Annotated in this window: 11 protein-coding genes; 2 read left to right on the forward strand and 9 right to left on the reverse strand. The window is 68.9% G+C overall.

The genetic code is table 11. The features are described from left to right. Positions 1-161: 161 nt before the first annotated feature. The 5 genes from alaS to ACU5AP_RS05460 all read right to left on the reverse strand — a co-directional run bounded on the left by alaS (position 162) and on the right by ACU5AP_RS05460 (position 7,284). Positions 162-2,807, reverse strand: coding sequence for an alanine--tRNA ligase (gene alaS / locus ACU5AP_RS05440; RefSeq protein ID WP_446680901.1), 2,646 nt, complete (start codon positions 2,805-2,807; stop codon positions 162-164). Positions 2,808-2,906: 99 nt separating this feature from the next. Continuing rightward, positions 2,907-3,506, reverse strand: coding sequence for a hypothetical protein (locus ACU5AP_RS05445; protein ID WP_446680902.1), 600 nt, complete (start codon positions 3,504-3,506; stop codon positions 2,907-2,909). 103 nt (positions 3,507-3,609) lie between these two features. After that, positions 3,610-4,095 carry a ribonuclease E activity regulator RraA gene (rraA, locus tag ACU5AP_RS05450; RefSeq protein WP_446680903.1) on the reverse strand — a complete coding sequence of 162 codons (486 nt, stop codon included), beginning with the start codon at positions 4,093-4,095 and terminating at the stop codon, positions 3,610-3,612. Between the two features lie 415 nt (positions 4,096-4,510). Further along, positions 4,511-5,590 (reverse strand): recombinase RecA, encoded by a 1,080-nt coding sequence (recA, locus tag ACU5AP_RS05455; protein WP_312295037.1) that lies wholly within the window; start codon positions 5,588-5,590, stop codon positions 4,511-4,513. 167 nt (positions 5,591-5,757) lie between these two features. After that, the gene (locus tag ACU5AP_RS05460; RefSeq protein WP_446680904.1) at positions 5,758-7,284 is read right to left on the reverse strand and encodes a CYTH and CHAD domain-containing protein; all 1,527 of its coding nucleotides are present in this window, start codon (positions 7,282-7,284) and stop codon (positions 5,758-5,760) included. Positions 7,285-7,364: 80 nt separating this feature from the next. On the opposite strand from ACU5AP_RS05460, the gene ACU5AP_RS05465 reads away from it, so the two are divergent. Continuing rightward, positions 7,365-8,945 carry a GNAT family N-acetyltransferase gene (locus ACU5AP_RS05465; protein WP_446680905.1) on the forward strand — a complete coding sequence of 527 codons (1,581 nt, stop codon included), beginning with the start codon at positions 7,365-7,367 and terminating at the stop codon, positions 8,943-8,945. A 148-nt stretch (positions 8,946-9,093) separates the two neighbouring features. On the opposite strand, the gene ACU5AP_RS05470 is transcribed toward ACU5AP_RS05465, so the two are convergent. The 3 genes from ACU5AP_RS05470 to ACU5AP_RS05480 all read right to left on the reverse strand — a co-directional run bounded on the left by ACU5AP_RS05470 (position 9,094) and on the right by ACU5AP_RS05480 (position 13,599). After that, complete coding sequence (locus ACU5AP_RS05470) at positions 9,094-10,152, reverse strand: CaiB/BaiF CoA transferase family protein (RefSeq protein ID WP_446680906.1); 1,059 nt, start codon at positions 10,150-10,152, stop codon at positions 9,094-9,096. Between the two features lie 124 nt (positions 10,153-10,276). Beyond that, positions 10,277-12,214 carry an acetate--CoA ligase gene (acs, locus tag ACU5AP_RS05475; RefSeq protein WP_446680907.1) on the reverse strand — a complete coding sequence of 646 codons (1,938 nt, stop codon included), beginning with the start codon at positions 12,212-12,214 and terminating at the stop codon, positions 10,277-10,279. 35 nt (positions 12,215-12,249) lie between these two features. Beyond that, positions 12,250-13,599: a DcaP family trimeric outer membrane transporter gene (locus ACU5AP_RS05480; protein WP_446680908.1), complete on the reverse strand. Its 1,350-nt coding sequence runs from the start codon at positions 13,597-13,599 to the stop codon at positions 12,250-12,252. A gap of 182 nt (positions 13,600-13,781) precedes the next feature. On the opposite strand from ACU5AP_RS05480, the gene ACU5AP_RS05485 reads away from it, so the two are divergent. Further along, positions 13,782-14,396 carry a response regulator gene (locus tag ACU5AP_RS05485; protein ID WP_446680909.1) on the forward strand — a complete coding sequence of 205 codons (615 nt, stop codon included), beginning with the start codon at positions 13,782-13,784 and terminating at the stop codon, positions 14,394-14,396. Positions 14,397-14,459: 63 nt separating this feature from the next. Here the strand turns inward: ACU5AP_RS05485 and ACU5AP_RS05490 are convergent. Further along, positions 14,460-16,100 (reverse strand): hybrid sensor histidine kinase/response regulator (locus ACU5AP_RS05490; protein WP_446680910.1); only part of this gene is annotated, 1,641 nt, incomplete at its 5' end.

The raw sequence follows: 16,100 nt of genomic DNA on the forward strand, positions 1-16,100 counted from the left end.
GGTGGATCGGCGGCGCAGCCGACGAGACGGAGGGGCTGCTTGGTTCCGTTATCCTGGCCCCTCCACCGCTTCGCGGTCCCCCTCCCCATTGCATGGGGAGGAAAGAAAAAGGGCGGAGCATCGAATGCGCCGCCCTTTGTCGTTTCAGTATATGCGGGCGATCAGCCCTTCAGCGTGGCGCGGATGGCGTTCAGGCCGTCCTCGGCCTTCGATCCGTCCGGTGCGCCGCCCTGGGCGAAGTCGGGCTTGCCGCCCGCGCCCTTGCCGCCCATGGCGATAACGGCGTCGCGGGCCAGGTCGGCCGCATTCACCTTGCCTGCCATGTCCGGGGTCGCGGCGACGGTGATGGCCGCCTTGCCGTCGACGACGCCGACCAGGGCGACGACGCCCGAGCCGATCTGTTTCTTGAAGTCCTCGGCCACGCCGCGCAGGCCCTTGCCGTCGACGCCGTCCAGAACGCGGGCGATCAGCTTGATCCCGTTGATCTCTTCGGGGGCCGCATTGGCGCCCGCGCCGCCGCCCAGGGCCAGCTGCTTCTTCAGGTCGGCGACCTGCTTCTCCAGCGTCTTGACCGAGGCCTGCAGACCCTCGACGCGGGCCGGAACCTCGGCGGGCTGGATCTTGAAGCCCTGCGCCAGGTGGCGGGCGACATTGGCCTGATCCAGCAGGAAGCGGCGGGCCGCCTCGCCGGTCAGGGCCTCGACGCGGCGCACGCCGGCGGCCACGCCGCCTTCGGACACGATCTTGAACAGGGCGATGTCGCCGGTGCGGAAGACGTGGGTGCCGCCGCACAGTTCGACCGAATAGGCGCCTGGACCTGACAGGGCGCGGCCGATGGTCAGGACGCGGACCTCGTCGCCGTACTTCTCGCCGAACAGGGCCACGGCGCCCGCCGCGATGGCGGCGTCGGGCGTCATCAGTTCGGTCGTGACCGGGACGTTCTGGCGGATGACGGCGTTCACCTCGTCCTCGACGCGGGCGATCTCCTCGTCCGTCATCGGGGCGTTGTGGCTGAAGTCGAAGCGCATGCGCTCAGCGTCGACCATCTGGCCCTTCTGGGCGACGTGAGCGCCCAGCACGTTCTTGACGGCGGCGTGGAACAGGTGGGCCGCCGAGTGGTTGGCGCGGGTGGTCGGACGCGAGCCTTCCTCGACCGTGGCGGTCACGACCGCGCCGGTCGCCAGCGCGCCCTGGGTCACTTCCAGCGTGTGAACGTGCAGGTCGCCGCCGTGCTTCTTGGTGTCCAGCACGCGGCCTTCGCCGCCGCTCCAGACGAAGGCGCCCTTGTCGCCCGCCTGACCGCCGCCTTCGCCGTAGAAGGGGGTCTTGTCCAGCAGGATCTCGACGGTTTCTCCGGTCGCGGCGGACGCAGCTTCGGCGCCGTCCTTGACGATGGCCAGAACCTTGCCTTCGCCGGTCTCGGACTCATAGCCGGTGAATTCCGTGCCGCCGTGCTGGTCGCGCAGGGCCAGCCAGGCCCCGGCCGAGGCCGTCTGGCCCGAGCCCTTCCAGTGCTCGCGCGAGCGGTCGCGCTGCTCGGCCATGGCGGCCTCGAAGCCGTCGACGTTGACGCTGAAGCCGCGACGGCGGGCCTCGTCCTGCGTCAGGTCCAGCGGGAAGCCGTAGGTGTCGTACAGGGTGAAGGCCGTCTGGCCGTCCAGCATGTCGCCAGCCTTGAAGCCGGTCGTGGCCTGATCGAACAGGTTCATGCCGCGGCCCAGGGTCGTGCGGAAACGGATTTCTTCCTGCTTCAACGTGTCCTCGATGAAGGCCTGGGCGCGGCCCAGTTCCGGATAGGCCTCGCCCATCTCCTGAACCAGGGTCGGCACCAGACGGTGCATCAGCGGGTCCGACGCGCCCAGCAGGTGGGCGTGGCGCATGGCGCGGCGCATGATGCGGCGCAGGACGTAGCCCCGGCCCTCGTTCGAGGGCGTCACGCCGTCGGCGATCAGGAAGGCGGTCGAACGCAGGTGGTCGGCGATGACCCGGTGCGACGGGGCGCGCTCGCCCTCGGCCTTGGTCGAGGTCAGTTCTTCCGAGGCGTTGATCAGGCTCTTGAACAGGTCGACGTCATAGTTGGAGTGGACGCCCTGCAGGACGGCGGCGATGCGCTCCAGGCCCATGCCGGTGTCGACCGACTTCTTGGGCAGTTCGCGAACGATCTCGTCGTTCTCCTTCTCGAACTGCATGAAGACGTTGTTCCAGATCTCGACGAAGCGGTCGCCGTCCTCGTCCGGCGAACCGGGAGGGCCGCCGAAGATGTGGTCGCCGTGATCGTAGAAGATCTCGGTGCAGGGGCCGCAGGGGCCGCTGTCGCCCATGGCCCAGAAGTTGTCGTTGGTGGGGATGCGGATGATCTTCTCATCCGCGAAGCCCGTCACCTTCTTCCAGATGTCGAAGGCCTGATCGTCGGTGTGGTAGACGGTGACCAGCAGGCGTGCGGGGTCCAGGCCGAACTCCTTGGTCAGCAGACCCCAGGCGCTCTCGATGGCGTGGTCCTTGAAGTAGTCGCCGAACGAGAAATTGCCCAGCATTTCAAAGAAGGTGTGGTGGCGCGCGGTGTAGCCGACGTTGTCCAGGTCGTTGTGCTTGCCGCCGGCGCGCACGCATTTCTGCGAGCTGGTGGCGCGCTTGTAGGGCGGGACGGCGGCGCCGGTGAAGTAGTCCTTGAACGGCACCATGCCCGCGTTGACGAACAACAGGGTCGGGTCGTTCTGCGGCACGAGCGGAGCCGACTGCACCTTCTCGTGGCCGTCGGCGGCGAAGTAGTCGAGGAAGGTGGAACGGATCTGCTTCAGGCTGGTCATGGGCGTATCGCTCTGGAACTCGGGCGCGCGGGAGGAAATATCGGAACCGGCGTCATATAGGGATTTTGCGCCGAACGCATCACCCGGCGGAGGTCAGTCTCAGCGCGGCGTCAACGGGCCGTGCAGAGCGCTACGTGAGCGGATGTGGACGTTGAGCGGAGCACCTGCCTTTACCATGACGGACTTCAACACGATGTCGTTCTGAACGAGAGGCGCGCGTTCGGCTGTCGGATGCAGCTGTGCAAGCAACAGGTAGGGCCCTGCAGGGACGGAAGGGAAGCTGAAGGCGCCGCCCGTCCCGCAAGTCGTTTCGCGTATGTAGGATGCCGATGCGGCTTCGGGCCAAGACCACCGTTCAGGTTGTTCGCTGAAGCTGTTAAGCCAATCGCCGCGCTCTGTGACGATAAGGCGGTGCTGTCGCTCTAGCAGCCAGCGCATGTGCGGGGTGTCAGGGATCAGTCGAATGAACAGTTGTTCGCAAGTCAGAGTTTCGTCCGGAATAGGTTCGACAACTCCGCTGTAACCTTGGCGATAGCTGGCTGTCAGGGTCAGACGTCCCGCGATCGGTGCGCCGGGAGCCAGGGCCCACTCGTGCGCGCTGGGGTCGAAGGCGTTGCGGCGTTCGAACTCATGTTGCTCGTGCAACTGATGAACGGCGGCGAGCGTCAGGCATCCGGAAAGCGGCAGGGCCGTCAGCATGACCGCCAGTGATATGGAGAGAGCGCGCGACTTCATTCGTTCACCATGACGAAGCGTTGCTGGGCCGTCTATGCACGGCGTGTTCGGGAGAAAGCCTTGCGCCTTAGTCGTGCAGGCGATGCGGCGAGACGATCAGGCCGTCCTCGTCAGCGTAGAGCCAGTCGCCGGGGGTGAAGATGACGCCGCCGAAGGCGGTGGGGATGTCGATCTCCCCGATGGCGTCGCGATCGGCGCGCATGGGGATGGTTCCCAGGGCTTTGACGCCGACGTTCATGGTGTTGATGACGGCTGTGTCGCGTACGGCGCCGTGGACGACGATCCCGGCCCAGCCGTTGTCGATGGCCAGCTTCGCCAGATTGTCGCCGACCAGGGCGCGTTTGAGCGAACCGCCGCCGTTGACGACCAGGACCGCGCCTTGGCCGGGGCGCTCCAGCGTCTGGCGGACCAGGGCGTTGTCGTCCAGCACGCTGAGGGTGCGGATCGGGCCGTGGAAGGCGGCGACCTGGCCGAAGCTACGGAAGAGAGTCTGGCAGACCTTCACCACGTCGGAGTGGGCGTCGCAGAGGTCGGCGGTGGCAGGGCTGGTCATGAGGAGGCTCCGTTGGGTCGAGGCGAAGTCTGCCCGTAGGCGCCGAAGGGAAACAAGGCCGTTGCACTGAGAAACGCGTTTGATGGGCGTATCTCAACATCCGCTCATCCCGGCGTCCACCGGGATAAGCGGGAGAGAGGGCGGGGCGGCGTCTTGAGCGGGCAAAAAAGAGGCCCGCCCGAAGCAGGTCGGGCGGGCCGGTCTCCGTCCGACCGGCCCCGCGGGGTCGGTAGGCGGGTCGCGAGGCGGCGAACGGAGAAGCTCTGGCCGTCAGGGTACCCTTGCCTCCGGCCGTCATCCTCGGGCTTGACCCGAAGATCGGATCGTCAGCGCGATCACGGCTGGAAAGGAAGAGCACGCTGCCTGGCTGGATCCTCGGGTCAAGCCCGAGGATGACGGCGTTGGGGGTAGCGGATCAGCCCTCCAGATCCTGACCTTCATCGGGCTCGGGCGCGCCCAGCATGTCGTCGGCGATCTTGGCGGTGGACTGGCGGACCGCCTTCTCGATGGCGAGGGCCATGTCGAGGTTGTTCTTCAGGAACTCCTTGGCGTTCTCACGGCCCTGACCGATGCGGGTGGAGTCGTAGGAGAACCAGGAGCCGGACTTCTCGATGATGTTGGCCTTGACGCCCAGGTCGATGATCTCGCCGATCTTGGAGATGCCTTCGCCGTACATGATGTCGAAGATGACCTCGCGGAACGGCGGGGCGACCTTGTTCTTGACCACCTTGACGCGGGTGGTGTTGCCGACGACCTCGTCGCGGTTCTTGATCGCGCCGGTGCGGCGGATGTCCAGGCGCACCGAGGCGTAGAACTTCAGCGCATTGCCGCCCGTCGTCGTTTCCGGCGAGCCGTACATGACGCCGATCTTGTGACGGATCTGGTTGATGAACAGGACGATGCACTTCGACTTGGAGATGGAGGCCGTCAGCTTGCGCAGGGCCTGCGACATCAGGCGGGCCTGAAGGCCGGGCAGGCTGTCGCCCATCTCGCCCTCGATCTCCGCGCGGGGCGTCAGGGCGGCGACGGAGTCGACCACCACGATGTCCACGGCGCCCGAGCGCACCAGGGTGTCGACGATCTCCAGCGCCTGTTCGCCGGCGTCGGGCTGCGACACCAGCAGGTCGTCCAGGTTGACGCCCAGCTTCTGGGCGTAGACGGGGTCCAGCGCGTGTTCGGCGTCGACGAAGGCGGCCACGCCGCCCTTCTTCTGGACCTCGGCCACGGTGTGCAGGGCCAGGGTCGTCTTGCCCGAGGATTCGGGGCCGAACACCTCGATCACCCGGCCGACCGGCAGGCCGCCGATGCCGAGCGCCATGTCGAGACCCAGAGAGCCGGTCGAGACGCTTTCGATCTCGGCCACCTGTCCGGCCTTGCCCAGTTTCATGACCGAGCCCTTGCCGAAGGCGCGATCGATCTGTGCGATCGCCGCCTCAAGAGCGCGTTGTTTGTCGCCGTCTTCTTTACCCACGAGCTTCAGTGCCGCCTGTGACATTGGTTTTCTCTCCCTTGCCATGATTCCCATCTGACTTCGGGAGAGACCCGCCACGGACCCGCTCCCTCGTTGAGCCGGACTATGGACACGGTTTGTTCCTGTTCGCAAGATGTTCTCGTGAACTGAACGAGAACATTTATCGCGATGCGACCGATTTAGTCGTAAATTTACCGCCAGAAGCGCCGGGCGCGGGACAGGCGGGCGAAGGCGCTGCTTGAGGCGAGCAGCAGGACGGGGGCGCTCTGCTCGCGGCGGCCGATCAGGCGTCCGGCGGCGAAGGCGATCTCGGGCGAGGTCAGCCGGGCCTCGGCGGGGATGCGGTCGCGCGCCACGGCCAGGTCGTTGAGGGCGCCGAAGGCGTCCTGCGTCTGCTCCAAACCTTTGCGGAAACGCCGCTCGCGGCGGGGATGGTCGAACAGGCCGGCGAAGAACTCGGCCGCATAGCGCAGGCGTTTGACGCGGATGCGCAGACGGTGGCGGCCCGTGGCGTCCAGTCGGTCGAGACGGCGACCGTCGCGCCGCACGCGCCGGTTCAGCCGCTCCAGGGCCTCGGCGGCGAATTCGGCGACGGGCCGCTGTCGGCGCCAGGCGCGCACGGGGTCGGGATCGGTCCGCCAGGCGCCGGTCTCGATCCAGGCCAGGGTCTCGAACATCAGGGCGGCGTAGCGCGGCGAATCGATCGCCGCCATCGCCCGGCGATAGGCGCCGCTGCGGGCCGCCAGCAGGCGCAGGCCCAGGGGAGCGAGGTCGGGGTCGGGCGTCTCCAGCGCCGCGGGGTGGAAGACGTCGCGGATGAAGACGTCCAGGTCGCGCGCGGCGTCGGTCTCATGCGCCAGCCATTTCAGCTCGGCGACGACGGGAGCGGCGTCCTCGCCCAGCAGGGGACTGAACACGGACAGGGCGGCGCGCAGGCGGCGCAGGCCCACGCGCAGCTGATGCAGGGCCTCGGGCCGCCGCACCCGGCGCAGCAGTTCGGCGTTGGCCGAGACCTGGCCCAAGGCGGCCAGGGCCGTGCGGCGCAGGGCGGCCTCGGCGCTCAGGGCGCGCGGCAGGGGATCGACGCGGGCGAAACGGGGCGCGCGCTCCGACCCCTCGGCCAGGCGCCAGCCGCGCTCGGCCTTGCTCTCGAACAGGGGGACCAGGGCGACGTCGGCCGAAAGGCGCCGGGCCAGGGCGAACAGGGCCTGGGGCGGGCCGTCCTTCAACTCCAGCTCCAGTTCGCGCAAGGGCTCGACGCGGCCGCCCGCCGACAGCTCGCCCTCGTCATAGGCGGCCTCGATCACGGCGCTCTCGAAGGCGACCAGCCGGGCGCGGCGACGCACCGTGCTGGCGAAGCGGGGCGACAGGTTGCGGCGGCGGCCCTTCAGCAGGGCGGCGGCGGGCGTCGTCTTGACGGCCCGCCAGTCCAGGGCCTCGCTGGAGACGGGCGTCTCCCATTCGGCGCGGTTGAGGACGTCGCCGCCGGTCTGGCCCTTCAGGGTCTGGACGAAGCCGCGGCCGGTTGCGCGCACGCGCAGGCCCCAGCCGGCGCGGCGCAGCGCCTGATCCGGCGTGTCGAAATAGACGGAGCGCAGGCTTTGCATGCTGTCCTCGCCCGCCAGGGCCGGGTGGGCGGCCAGGCGCGCGGCGGCGCCGGGGCCGAGCCGGAACTTGAGTTCGATTTCCTGCGCCATTTCCTGGGCCATGCCGGACATGACGTCATTGTGCGCCCATCCCGGCGCGGGTCCAAGACGACGAAAATGATCCAACGGCCAAGCTCGTGCGTTAGGAGCGGATGACTGATCTTCAGACCGCCCAAACCGTCCCGCCCGCCGAGCCGGCCAAGCCCGCCGTCCTGACCATCCGCAACGCGCGCATGGGCGACGTCGCCGGGATCAACGCCCTGGTCGAGCGGGTCTACAAGGACATGCCGCCCTATACGCCGGGGATGCTGCGCGGCCAGATCGCCACCTATCCCGACGGCCAGTTCGTGGTCGAGTTCGAGGGCGAGATCGTCGGCTACGCCGCCAGCTTCCGCATCGACGAGGCCTCGGCCATGGGGCCGCACAGCTGGGACCAGATCACCGGCGGCGGCTATGCGGCGCGCCACGATCCGGCGGGCGCGTGGCTGTACGGGATGGAGGTCTGCGTCGACCCCGCCCGACGTCGCCTGCGCATCGGCCAGCGCCTGTACGACGCGCGCCGCGACCTGTGCGAGGCGCAGAACCTGAAGGGGATCGTCTTCGGCGGACGGATGCCGGGGCTGGCGCGCCGCCGGGCCGCCTATCCCGACCCGAACGCCTATGTCGAGGCGGTGCGCGACCGCAAGGTGAAGGATCCGATCATGGCCTTTCACCAGCGTTCGGGGTTCGAGCCGGCGGGGGTGCTGCTGAACTATCTGCCGTCGGACAAGGCGTCGCTGGGCCATGCGGCGCGCTGGGTGTGGCGCAATCCCTACTATGTCGAGGCGACGGGCAAGGGAGCGGCCTTTGCGGTCAAGGAGACGGTGCGCGTCGCCACCGTCCAGCTGCAGATGCGCAAGGTCGAGAGCTTCCGCGAGTTCATGGACAACGTCGAATATTTCGTCGACGTGGTGTCGGACTATCGCGCCGACTTCGTGGTCTTCCCCGAGCTGTTCACGCTTCAGCTGCTGTCGCTGGAGACGAAGAAGCTGACCCCGGCGGAATCGATCGAGGCCCTGACCCGCTACACGCCGCGCTTCGTCGAGGCGATGCGCGAGCTGGCGGTCGGCTACAACGTCAACATCATCGGCGGTTCGCATCCGACGCGGACCGAGGACGGCGAGATCCAGAATGTCGCCTACGTCTTCCTGCGCGACGGTTCCGTGCATGAGCAGGAGAAGATCCACCCGACCCCGAACGAACGCCACTGGTGGAACATCAAGGGCGGCGACCGCGTCCACGCCATCCCCACCGACTGCGGGCCGATCGGGGTGATGATCTGCTATGATTCCGAGTTCCCGGAACTGGCGCGGCGTCTGGCGGACGAGGGGGCGCGCATCCTGTTCACCCCCTTCTGCACCGACAACCGGCAGGGGTATCTGCGGGTGCGCTACTGCTCGCAGGCGCGGGCCATCGAGAACCAGTGCTACGTCGTGCTGTCGGGCAATGTCGGCAATCTGCCCAACGTCGAGAACATGGACATCCAGTATGCGCAGTCGTGCATCCTGACGCCGTGCGACTTTCCGTTTGCGCGTGACGGGGTGGCGGCCGAGGCCAGCGAGAACGTCGAGACGGTGACGGTGGCGGACCTGGACCTGTCCGATCTGGCCTGGGCCAAGGCGCAGGGGACGGTGCGGAACCTGCGCGACCGGCGGTTCGACCTCTACAAGACGGTGTGGACGGACGGGGGGTGAAAGTCTCTCTTACCGCTCATCCCGGCGGACGCCGGGATCCAGTAAGAGCGGCGCGCACAGGACTTGCGTATTCAGGTCGCGCGTTTGAGGCCAAAGCACTGGGCCCCGGCGTCCGCCGGGGTGAGCGAGGGATTTCGTGACCCGCCTTCTATTCTGGCCGCCTCGCCGGGCTGTCCCGGAACCGGGGCGCAGGCGCGGGCTGCACCACGCCCTGCGCGGTGACGAAGGCCTCGCGGGCGCGGTTGTGCGGGTGGTCGGGGGCCTCGGTCATGGACAGGACGGGGGCGACGCAGGCGGCTTGGGCGTCGGGGTCGTTGCACCAGTCGTCGCGGGTGCGGGTGCGAAAGACGGCGGCCAGCTTGTCCTTCAGCCTCGGCCACTGGGTCGGGTCAAAGGGCATGGCGAAGTCGGGATCGCTGGCCAGCCCCGTCAGCCGCATCAGGGCGATGTAGAAGGCCGGTTCGATGGCGCCGACGGCGAGGTATTTGCCGTCCTTCGTCTCATAGACCTCATAGAACGGCGCGCCGGTGTCGAGCAGGTTGACGCCGCGCTCGTCGCGCCAGGCGAGGCTGGGCGGCAGGGGCGCGGGCAGGTTCTGGCGGAAGCCCCAGATCATGCTCATCAGCAGGGAGGAGCCGTCGGTCATGGCGCAGTCGATGACGTCGCCGCGTCCGGTGCGCTGGGCCTTCAGCAGACCGGCGACCATGCCGAAGGCCAGCAGCATGCCGCCGCCGCCGAAGTCGCCGACCATGTTGATCGGCGGGGTCGGCTTTTCGCCCGCCCGCCCGAAGGCGTGCAGCGCGCCCGTGACGGCGATGTAGTCGATGTCGTGGCCCGGCGCCGAGGCCAGCGGCCCGTCCTGGCCCCAGCCCGTCATGCGGCCGTAGACCAGGCGCGGATTGTCGGCCAGCAGCACGTTGGGGCCGAGGCCGAGACGCTCCATCACGCCGGGACGGAAGCCCTCGATCAGGCCGTCGGCGGCGCCGGCCAGATCGCGGATCAGGGCGGCGCCCTCGGGCGTCTTCAGGTCGGCTTCGACCAGACGGGCGCGGCTGCGGTTCAGGGGATCGCGCGGGTCGGGGGTCGCGCCGGGGCGATGGACCAGCACCACCTCCGCCCCGTGATCGGCCAGCATCATGCCGCAGAAGGGGGCGGGGCCGATGCCGGCGATTTCGATGATGGTCAGGCCGTCGAGGGTTCCGCTCATGTCCGGCACTGAAGCCGAGGCGGGCGGCCCCGTCCAGCTTGCGCCGTCCGGGACCGCCTCTTCGGGGGGAGCTGAATGATGTACCGCTCACCCCGGCGTCCGCCGGGATGAGCGGGTATTGAAGTCAGGCCGCCCGGTTCTTCACCAGATCGTCCACCACCGACGGATCGGCCAGGGTCGAGGTGTCGCCCAGGGCGCCCAGTTCGTTCTCGGCGATCTTTCTCAGAATCCGCCGCATGATCTTGCCCGAGCGGGTCTTGGGCAGGGCCGGCGCCCACTGGATCACGTCAGGGGCGGCGATGGGGCCGATCTCCTTGCGGACGTGAGCGACCAGCTCCTTGCGCAGGTCCTCGGTGGCGTCGACGCCTCGCACCAGGGTGACATAGGCGTAGATGCCCTGGCCCTTGATGTCGTGAGGGAAGCCGACCACGGCGGCCTCGGCCACGATGTCGTGCAGGACCAGGGCGCTCTCGACCTCGGCCGTCCCCATGCGGTGGCCCGAGACGTTGATGACGTCATCGACCCGGCCGGTGATCCAGTAGTAGCCGTCCGCATCGCGGCGGCAGCCGTCGCCGGTGAAATACTTGCCCGGATAGGTCGAGAAATAGGTGTCGAAGAAGCGTTGGTGGTCGCCGTAGACGGTGCGCATCTGGCCCGGCCAGCTGTCGGTGATGCACAGATTGCCCTCGGTCGCGCCGCTCAGCACGCCCCCTTCCGCGTCCACGATTTCAAGTTCGACGCCGGGCAGGGGCAGGGTCGCCGAGCCGGGCTTCAGGTCCGTCGCGCCGGGCAGGGGCGAGATCAGGGCGCCGCCCGTCTCGGTCTGCCACCAGGTGTCGACGATGGGCAGGCGGCTCTCGCCGACGACCTCATGATACCAGCGCCAGGCCTCGGGGTTGATCGGTTCGCCGACGGTGCCCAGCAGGCGCAGCGATTTGCGGCTGGACGTCTTCACCGGGGCGTCGCCCTCGCGCATCAGGGCGCGCAGGGCCGTGGGGGCGGTGTAGAAGATGTTGACCTGGTGCTTGTCCACCACCTCCCAGAAGCGGCTGACGGTCGGATAGTTGGGCACGCCCTCGAACATCAGGGTCGTCGCCGCATTGGCCAGGGCGCCGTAGACGACATAGGTGTGGCCCGTGACCCAGCCCACGTCGGCGGTGCACCAGAAGACCTCGCCGGGGCGATAGTCGAACACCAGCTCATGCGTATAGCTGGCCCAGAACAGATAGCCGCCGGTGGTGTGCAGCACGCCCTTGGGTTTGCCCGTCGAGCCCGAGGTGTAGAGGATGAACAGCGGATCCTCGGCGTTCATCGGCTCGGGCGCGCAGTCGGGCGAGGCCTTGTCCGCCTCGACGCCCCAGTCCAGGTCGCGGCCTTCGACGAAGGGCACGTCGGCGCCGGTGTGGCGCAGGACGACGACGGTCTTCACGCCCCCGACCTTCTCCAGCGCCTTGTCGACATTGGCCTTCAGCGGGACCTTCTTGCCGCCGCGGCAGCCTTCGTCGGCGGTGATGACGAAGGTCGACTGGCAGTCCTCGATGCGCCCGGCGATGCTGTCGGGCGAGAAGCCGCCGAAGATGACCGAATGCACGGCGCCGATGCGGGCGCAGGCCAGCATGGCGTAGGCCGCTTCGGGGATCATCGGCAGATAGATGGTGACGCGGTCGCCCTTCTGGACGCCGTTGGCTTTCAGCACATTGGCCAGGCGGCAGACGCGGTCGTGAAGCTGGCCGAAGGTGACGGCTTCGCTGTCGGTTGGCTCGTCGCCTTCCCACAGGATGGCGACCTCGTCCTTGCGGGCGGGCAGGTGGCGGTCGATGCAGTTGACCGAGGCGTTCAGCACCCCGTCCTCGAACCAGCGGATGCGGAAGTCGGCCTTCCTGAAGGAGACGTCCTTGATCTTGGTCGGGAAGGTCATCCAGTCCAGGCGCTCGGCCTGTTCCGCCCAGAAGGCCTCGGGGGTCTCGCGCGCCTGCATCCGGGCCGCTTCATAGCCGGCGCGGTCCATGTGGGCGCGGGCGGCCAGTTCGGCGGGGACGGGATAGATTTCCGGATCAGACACGCGATTTTCCTCCAGGGTCTTTTTCTTTTGCGGCTTCAGAAGCCGTATTTGGCGAACAGGATCAGACGGGTCATGTCGCCGTCCAGCCCTGACTCCAGTTTGCGATCAGCGAACATCACCTCGGCGCCCACATCAAACGCCGTGACCGGCGACCAGATCAGATTGGCGTGAAGGCTCTGGGCCGAGCGGTTGACGCCGACGCCGGTCAGGGCCGTGTCGTTGTCCACCTTCTGCGTCGACCAGATCAGGCTGGAGCGCCAGCCCGGCGCCCAGACGTGGCGATAGGCGGCGAAGCCCGCGACCACGCCGATGGCCTCCAGATCGCCCGAGGCGTCCAGCACCGCGTCGTTGGAGAAGTTCAGCCCGACATAGCGGCCGATGCCTTCGCCGCCCGTCAGCATCAGGCGGATGTCGTCCTGCGCCCCGACCTTGAACTTGGCCGAGGCCGACAGGCCCCAGCCCGTGGCGGTGGAATCGATGTTGGTCGCCGGGTTCTGATACTTCAGCTGACGCACCAGGCCGGACAACTGAACGTCGCCCCACGGGCGGCTCAGCGCGTAGCGGGCGGTCAGGTCGGGCAGGCTGTTGTCGTCGGCCACGATGCGGGCGCCGCCGCCGAAGGGGGTGATGGTGGTCTCGGGGTTCTCCAGCGCGATGGAGAAGGGGCCGCGGGTATAACGGACCTGGGCCTGACGGGCGAAGACCGTGCCCTCGGCCGCGCCGACGAAGTCCGCCGATTCCGGCAGGACGGCGGTGTTCTGGAAGTTGGTCCACTCCTGGCCGATCAGCCAGTTGTCGATGGTGACGAAGGCGCGGCGCAGGGCGGGGTTCGAGCCGCTGGTCGTGCGCTGATCGCCCGAGCCGGGCAGGGTCTGGAAGTCCATCTCCAGCCGCGTGCCGATCTTGTGTCCGGCCACCACGCCGTCGGTGGTCAGCCAGAAGCGGGTCTGGCGGGCGTTGAAGTCGGTGGCGACGTCTTCGTCCGCGCCCCCGACCGGAATGGCGCCGGGCAGGTGATAGTCGCGCAAGGGATCGCCGTTGGCCGGGTCGCCGCCGGAATATTTCGACGCCATGAAGTCGGTCTTGATGAAGCCGCCGAACTTCACCGTGTGGTCGCCGATGCGGAAGCCGTCCGAAGGCGTCGCCGGGGCGGAGACCGGCGTCGGCGCGGGCGCCGGCCGCGTCTCCAGGCGGATGATGTCCTGCGCCTGCGAGGCCTGCTGCGTTCGGGCGGCGGCGACTTCGGACTTCAGGCTGTTCAGCTCGGCTTCGAGCTGGGCGATACGGGCTTCCAGGGCCGCGCCGGCGTCTTGAGCCAGTGCGGCGCCGGGCGCGAGCAGCAGCGCGGCCGCAGCCACGCCGCCGAACAAACGGCAGCTTCCCATGCGTGGTCCTCCCAGACCGTTGTTCCGGACCTGTCTGTCGCAGGCCTCAGGACGGCAGCATTCCGCGCGCTCCGGGTTTGCGGCCATTAGCCATTCGTCTAGTTTCGACCAAAGTCGAGGCGCGGCATGGTGTCGTCGCGACGCGGCCGAACGAACAAGAACCGCGCGTGGGAAGGACGCCTATGGACCGCATCGTCGTCGCCGACGACCACCCCCTGTTTCGGGCGGCGTTGAAGTCGGCCGTCGAAAAGGCGTCCGAGGGCGCCCTGATTGTCGAATGCGCCAGCCTGGCCGAGGCGCAGACCGCCCTGGGCGCGGCGGCGGTCGATTTGCTGCTGCTGGATCTGAAGCTGTCGGACGTGGACGGCATGACGGGTCTGATCCTGATCCGCGCCGATCATCCGGCCGTGCCGGTCGCCGTCGTCTCGGCCAGCGAGGAGGCGCCGACCATCCGCCGCGCCCTGTCGCTGGGGGCGGCGGGCTTCATTCCCAAGTCGGCGGCCCTGCCGACCATGGTCGAGGCCATCCGGGCCATCCTCGAAGGCGACAGCTGGGCGCCCGAGGTCGAGGCGGCGGGCGAAGAAGAAGCGGACCTTCAGGCCCGCATCGCCAGCCTGACGCCGTCGCAGCTGCGGATTCTGGAGGGGCTGAAGGTCGGGAGGCTGAACAAGCAGATCGCCTTCGACCTGGGCGTCACCGAGGCCACCATCAAGGCGCACCTGACCAGCGTCTTCCGCAAGCTGGGCGTGCAGAACCGGACCCAGGCGGTGATTCTGGCGCAGTCGCTGGATATTTAGCGGGCGCTCCAACAGCCGAAGACGATAGCGCATCATCTCCCTTCTCCCGCAAGGGGAGAAGGGTCAGCTGCGGAGGAAGGCCTTCAGCGCCGCCGGTTTGACCGGCTTGGGCAGCAGCACCGCCCCCGCGGCCGCCGCCTTCTCCTTCAGGCCGTCGCGGGTGTCGGCCGTCACCAGCGCGATGCGCCTGACGCCCTGAGCGCGCAGGGCGTCCACGGCGGCCAGACCGTCCGGCTCGTCGTCGCCCAGATGCAGGTCGACCAGGGCCGCGTCGAACGGGCCGTCGGCCGCGCGGGCTTCGGCGACTGAACGGGCGGTCACGGCCTGCGCGCCCCAGCGGTCCAGCAGGGCCGTCAGGGCGTCGAGGATGGCGGGCTCGTTGTCCACGCACAGCACCCGCAGGCCCGCTAGCGGCAGGCGGCGGTCGTCGGACATGATCTCCGGCTCGGGCCGGGCGGCGGCGCGGGGGACGGCGACGCGGAAGGTCGTGCCGCGCCCGACGCGCGAGGCCAGCGACAGGGGGTGTCTCAGCAGGTCCGACAGCTTCTGCACGATGGCCAGGCCCAGGCCCGCGCCCGGCTCGTCCACCGGGGCGCCGGGCAGGCGGACGAACTCGCCGAAGACGGCCTGGCGGTCGGCCTCGGCGATGCCGCGCCCGGTGTCGCTGACCAGGATCTGCACCCGCTCGCCGTCGCGCCGGGCGCCGATCAGCACCCGCCCCCGGTCGGTGTAGCGGATGGCGTTGGCGATCAGGTTCTGCAGCATGGAGCGCAGCAGGTCGCGGTCCGAGGCGATCCACAGGCTGGACGGCGCCACCGTCAGCGTCAGCCCCTTGGCGCGGGCGACGGGGGCGAACTCGCGCGCCAATTCGTCGAACAGACCGCCCAGGGCCAGCGGCGCCACGGCGGGCTGGACCCCGCCCGCCTCCAGCTTGGACAGGTTGAGCAGGGCGGTCAGCAGGCGGTGGGCGCTGTCGATGGCGCGGTCGGCGTTGGTCGCCAGGCCGCGCGCGGGCGATCCGGCCAGGTCGGCGTCCTCCCTCAGGGCGGCGATGAACAGGCGCGCGGCGTGCAGCGGCTGCAGCAGGTCGTGGCTGGCGGCGGCCAGGAATCGGGTCTTGGAGGCGGTGGCGTCCTCGGCCTGACGGCGGGCCTCCTCCAGCCGTTCGGTGCGGTCGGCGACGCGGGCCTCCAGCCGTTCGTTGGCCTCTTCCAGCTCGCGCGCGGCGCGACGCAAGGCGGTGATGTCGGTGTAGCTGGTGGCGTAGCCGCCGCCGGGAATGGGCGCGCCGGAGGAGCGCAGGATGCGGCCGTCGGGCTGTTCGCGCTCGTGGTCGTGGGGGATGCGGCGGGCCAGGGCCTCCAGCCGTCGCTCGACCCAGGCGTCGATCTCGTGATCCGGCACGCCCGCCTCGCCGCGCTCGGCGTTCAGGCGATAGACGGCGGCGACCGGCAGGCCGACGTGGACGAAGCCCGCGGGCAGGCCGAACATCTCGACATAGCGGCGGTTCCAGGCGGTCAGGCGCAGGTCTTCGTCGACGACGCTGACGCCCTGGTCAATGTTGTCCAGCGTGGTCTGCAACAGGTCGCGGTTGAACTGGACGGCCTGCGACGCCTCGTCGAGCATCCGCACCACGTCTTCGGGCGCGCGGCCTCCGGCGGCCAGGGCGGCGGCCAGGACGCGGCGGGCGGCGGCGGCGCCGAC

Source organism: Brevundimonas sp. RM1, from assembly GCF_052907225.1.

Bases quoted from the DNA above. Each gene is read 5' to 3' on its own strand.
- alaS (WP_446680901.1), bottom strand. From the start codon at position 2,807: ATGACCAGCCTGAAGCAGATCCGTTCCACCTTCCTCGACTACTTCGCC.
- ACU5AP_RS05445 (WP_446680902.1), bottom strand. From the start codon at position 3,506: ATGCTGACGGCCCTGCCGCTTTCCGGATGCCTGACGCTCGCCGCCGTT.
- rraA (WP_446680903.1), bottom strand. From the start codon at position 4,095: ATGACCAGCCCTGCCACCGCCGACCTCTGCGACGCCCACTCCGACGTG.
- recA (WP_312295037.1), bottom strand. From the start codon at position 5,590: ATGTCACAGGCGGCACTGAAGCTCGTGGGTAAAGAAGACGGCGACAAA.
- ACU5AP_RS05460 (WP_446680904.1), bottom strand. From the start codon at position 7,284: ATGTCCGGCATGGCCCAGGAAATGGCGCAGGAAATCGAACTCAAGTTC.
- ACU5AP_RS05465 (WP_446680905.1), top strand. From the start codon at position 7,365: ATGACTGATCTTCAGACCGCCCAAACCGTCCCGCCCGCCGAGCCGGCC.
- ACU5AP_RS05470 (WP_446680906.1), bottom strand. From the start codon at position 10,152: ATGAGCGGAACCCTCGACGGCCTGACCATCATCGAAATCGCCGGCATC.
- ACU5AP_RS05480 (WP_446680908.1), bottom strand. From the start codon at position 13,599: ATGGGAAGCTGCCGTTTGTTCGGCGGCGTGGCTGCGGCCGCGCTGCTG.
- ACU5AP_RS05485 (WP_446680909.1), top strand. From the start codon at position 13,782: ATGGACCGCATCGTCGTCGCCGACGACCACCCCCTGTTTCGGGCGGCG.